Origin of the sequence: Roseobacter sp. (assembly GCF_024639605.1) — a bacterium.
Taxonomy (GTDB): domain Bacteria; phylum Pseudomonadota; class Alphaproteobacteria; order Rhodobacterales; family Rhodobacteraceae; genus Roseobacter.
In genome coordinates this window covers 1-3,143 of record NZ_JAHEHZ010000248.1, presented here as the reverse complement: position 1 = coordinate 3,143, position 3,143 = coordinate 1, and the positions used below count along the sequence as shown (strand labels likewise).

General features: G+C 60.3%; 3 protein-coding genes. 1 reads left to right on the top strand and 2 read right to left on the bottom strand.

Annotation, left to right across the window (positions count from 1 at the left end; all coding sequences use genetic code 11):
* On the bottom strand, positions 1–299 hold a 299-nt coding region (locus Q0M35_RS18325; protein ID WP_295317689.1), incomplete at its 3' end, for a histidine phosphatase family protein.
* A 180-nt stretch (positions 300–479) separates the two neighbouring features.
* Between Q0M35_RS18325 and Q0M35_RS18320 the strand changes: the two genes are divergently transcribed.
* Positions 480–1,439, top strand: a complete 960-nt coding sequence (locus Q0M35_RS18320) for an LOG family protein (RefSeq protein ID WP_295317688.1) — start codon at positions 480–482, stop codon at positions 1,437–1,439.
* A gap of 33 nt (positions 1,440–1,472) precedes the next feature.
* Here the strand turns inward: Q0M35_RS18320 and Q0M35_RS18315 are convergent.
* A partial coding sequence (locus Q0M35_RS18315) for an amino acid permease (RefSeq protein WP_295317687.1) occupies positions 1,473–3,143 on the bottom strand: 1,671 nt, incomplete at its 5' end.

The following is a 3,143-nucleotide window of genomic DNA, read 5'->3' as shown; positions in this document are numbered from 1 at the left end:
AGAGATTCGAACGTAACGCCCTCCCAATCCCCGAGATCGAACTCCATTAAGCGCGGGTCCAGGTGCACGGGCAAGTCGAACCTGTCGGCGATGGCCTGGGCGGTCAGCCTGGCCCGCTGCAGTGGGCTGGCATAGATCACCTCCGGCTGCATGTAATGATGAAAATGTCGTCCCAGCTTCGCCGCCTGCTGGTGACCCAGTTCGGTCAATTCCGTATCGGTCCGACCGTGCCATACATGCTCGATGTTGGCGCTGGTCTGGCCATGGCGTACCAGACCCAGCCTGCCTTTGTGTCCCATGGTGCCGTGTAATCTCCCGCAGTGACGTTGGTGAAGTGCCCGGAGCGCACCGCATAAGGCGGTCGTCACGCCAACCCGTCCCTGACCCTCGATGCTTGCCCGTACCGGAGCGAAGGGGGCAGCGCATCTGAGCCGCGGTCAGTGTACAATTTTGGCTGCCGTTATGGAGGATAAGAAACCTTGAATGACAAGAAAAAGAAACTGACAGTCCCGGAACCGGCCCATCCGACTCACCGCAGGACCAGGCTTCCCTGGGAGGTCCCGAAACCGTCCTCGGATGATGTCTCCTGCGAGGAGCGCATCAGTGCAATCATGGAAAGCCCCTCTTACCTGCCCGCTATCGAGGATGTCAGTTTCCTGAGCAGCGGTGATGCCAGAACCGTCAGACTGCAGCTCGATTACCTCAAGCCCGAACGGTTGATGCGCCGGCATGGAATAAAACACGCCATTGTCGTCTTCGGCAGTACGCGCATCGTCGAGCCCAAAGTGGCAAAGAAAAGGGTATCCGAGCTGGAAGCAGCGGTAGGAAACTGTCCCGGAGACGCAGAGCTGGAACAGGAACTGGCCATTGCCAGGCGCATCGAGGCCAACAGTCGCTTCTATGATATCGCCAGGGAGTTCGCACAACTGGTCGCCCGCGCCGGCAGCGGGGTAGAGGACTCCAGGCTCGTGGTCATGACCGGAGGCGGGCCGGGGATGATGGAGGCCGCGAACCGTGGTGCCAGTGATGTCGGCGCGGACACGGTGGGCCTGAACATTTCACTGCCACATGAGCAGTTTCCCAATCCCTACCTGACACCGGATCTGTGCTTCCAGTTTCACTATTTTGCCATGCGCAAGATGCACTTCATGTTGCGCGCGCGGGCGCTCGTGGCATTCCCGGGCGGCTTTGGTACGTTCGATGAACTCTTCGAAACCCTGACATTGGTGCAGACCCGCAAGATCAAGCCCCTTCCGGTTGTGCTGGTAGGTGAAGAATTCTGGCGCAGGGCCTTCGACGTGGATTTCCTGGTGGAGGAGGGCGTCATCGATGCGGAGGATCGGGACCTGTTCTGGTACGCGGAGACGGCCGAGGAGATATGGGACAGCCTGCAACTATGGTATCAGCGTGCGGGTCAGCCGCTGATTGCTGACACCTAGGGCCGACTCGGATACCGGGAGCGGGCCCTGGTCTCAGTCGCCAAGCCTGACATTACCCGCATTCGATACCAGGACCAGGTCACCCAGACCCCGGACGAGGTCCTGCAGGTCTTCATGCCAGACTTCATCGGTTACCTCTTCCGGGGGATCCATGCCCAGTATGACGAGTGCTGCATCGCGCGAGTGGTCAGAAATTGCGGATCTCACATCCCCGGAGGTTATGATCTGCGGCTCTGCCTTGATTCTCGCGGTCAGCAGTAATTCCCGCAGGGCAGCCAGCATCTCCCCGCTGTTTTCTTCCGGCCCGACCACGTGCAGTAACCGGATCGGGTGGTTTCGCCATGAATGGGCATGGGTAAGAAGATGCGCAAAAATCAGCATCAGTGCCCCGTTCTTCCGGCTGTTCCACCAGACGTCTATGGTTCCGGTAGTGGCCTTCCAGCGGGGCACCGAGACATCAGTATGCACGGCCACCGCGCTGCACTCGAATGCCCTGGCGGTCTCCACCAGGGAGGCCAGCGTGGCGGCGTGCAGCGGGTCCTCTTCCCATTCGAATAAAACGGTATTGGGGCGCACGTTACCTATGCCGTAGCTCTGGAGCAGCGCCTGCAGTCCGTCGACCAGCCGGTTTTCGACGATGACCGCGTAGAAGACATCCAGGTCCTCTTCCTGCACGAACTGGCGACCGATAGCGAGTTCTTCGTTGCGGCGCTGCATGCGGTTCTCTATTTCGCCGGGCACCACCTGTGCCAGCGTGACGATACCACGGCCGCCCTGCAGCCAGGAGGCATACTCTGCGGTGCGGTGGTGGTCTGTCCAGCGGCCGATTCTCACGGCCAGAATCGAGGGCCGCCAGCTTTTCGGGTGGTACTTCTCCTCCTCCAGGCTGAGCAAAGCCCTGCGCGTCCGCTCATAGGCGTTGCCCCATTGCACGTCCCCCCAGTGAGACTGGATTTCATAGCGTTTTATCTGTGACATCAACAGGGCAATGAGTGCGATCGCCGCCAACGCCCACAGCGGTGCCATCAGAAACATGGCGGCCAGACAGGCGGTCGCACCCAGCAACCCGATGCTCCAGTGGCTCAGTGGAAACACCGGGCGATAACTCGGGTTGCGCGTTATTGACTCGTAGAAACATGACAGGTTGATGGCGCCATAGGTAATCATGAAAAACATGGTGATGAGCGGGGCGATGGCGTTCAGGTCGCCCAGCAGGATACTGCATTGCGATATGGCGAATGTCAGGATGATCGCACGCCTGGGTTCGTGGTCCCTGCCTGTGGCGCGGCCGAAAAACTGCAGGGGATTGAAGACGTTGTCGCGGGACAGCGCGTGCAGGACTCGCGGCGCACCCATCATCGAACTGAGAGCTGAGGAGAGGGCGGCTGCCAGGATTCCGGCGGCAATCAGTGCCGGCCAGTGTGAGGCCGTACCCATGATGAAAGTGTCCTGCAGCAGCAGGTTCCGGGTCTGTGATCCCGCCAGGGCGACGGCGACGGCCACATAGATGATGGCGGTGGCAAGGATGGCGAGCAGGGTTCCGCTGGGAATGGCGCGGCCGGGATCCTTGAGATCCCCCGAGAGATTGGCGCCCGCCATAAAACCCGTGACTGCCGGAAAGAACAGGGCAAACAGGGTGAAAAGGTTATTGCCGGGCGTGTAGGCGGGTGCGACATTGGCCTGCAGCAATGCCATGGAAAATGT